The sequence below is a fragment of the Micromonospora sp. NPDC000668 genome (assembly GCF_042897975.1).
Classification (GTDB): domain Bacteria; phylum Actinomycetota; class Actinomycetes; order Mycobacteriales; family Micromonosporaceae; genus Micromonospora.
Genome location: NZ_JBIAYP010000016.1, coordinates 1 through 1,091, shown reverse-complemented (window position 1 = coordinate 1,091; position 1,091 = coordinate 1). Strand labels below are relative to the sequence as shown.

The following is a 1,091-nucleotide window of genomic DNA, read 5'->3' as shown; positions in this document are numbered from 1 at the left end:
TTGGTGGGTTCGGCCCTCCACGCGGTCTTACCCGCGCTTCAGCCTGCCCATGGCTAGATCACTCCGCTTCGGGTCTAGGACACGCGACTGAATCGCCCTATTCAGACTCGCTTTCGCTACGGCTCCCCCTCACGGGTTAACCTCGCCACATGCCACTAACTCGCAGGCTCATTCTTCAAAAGGCACGCCGTCACCCCGCAAGGCTCCGACGGATTGTAGGCGAACGGTTTCAGGTACTATTTCACTCCCCTCCCGGGGTACTTTTCACCATTCCCTCACGGTACTTGTCCGCTATCGGTCACCAGGAAGTATTTAGGCTTACCAGGTGGTCCTGGCAGATTCACGGCAGATTTCAGGGGTCCGCCGCTACTCGGGAACACCCACAGAAGGTCAGCAACTTTCACCTACCGGACTTTCACCGTCTACGGTCAGCCATTCCAGACTGTTCGACTAGCCACTGACTTTGTAACTTCTCGAACAAGTGTCAGCTTGTTCAGCAGGGTCCCACAACCCCAACCACGCAACCCCTGACAGGTATCACACGCAGCCGGTTTAGCCTCGATCCGCTTTCGCTCGCCACTACTCACGGAATCACTAAATTGTTTTCTCTTCCTACGGGTACTGAGATGTTTCACTTCCCCGCGTTCCCTCCACACACCCTATGTGTTCAGGTGTGGGTGACTGGACATGACTCCAGCCAGGTTTCCCCATTCGGACACCCTGGGATCACAGCTTGGTTGACAGCTCCCCCAGGCCTATCGCGGCCTCCCACGTCCTTCATCGGCTCCTGGTGCCAAGGCATTCACCGTTCGCCCTTGACAACTTGACCACAAAGATGCTCGCGTCCACTGTGCAATTCTCAACAAACGACCAACCCACAACCCATTAGCCCCACACCAGCACCACCACAGTGATCGGTATGTGAGACCAGGCCATGCCTGGCAGACTCCCGGAGCACACAGCTCCGGACCAGTCTCTGAAACAACAACCGATGGTTGTTCTTTCAGGACCCAACAGGGTGCTCTGCATTCTTCTCCAGCCGCACCAGCACAATCCGTTCCCACCACCCGAGGGTGGCTGTACTAGGTTGT

At 56.6% G+C, this 1,091-nt stretch carries 1 rRNA gene; it reads right to left on the bottom strand.

The features are described 5' to 3' along the window. Nucleotides 1–829 (bottom strand): 23S ribosomal RNA (locus ACFY29_RS34860); the annotation flags it as partial. Nucleotides 830–1,091: the final 262 nt, after the last annotated feature.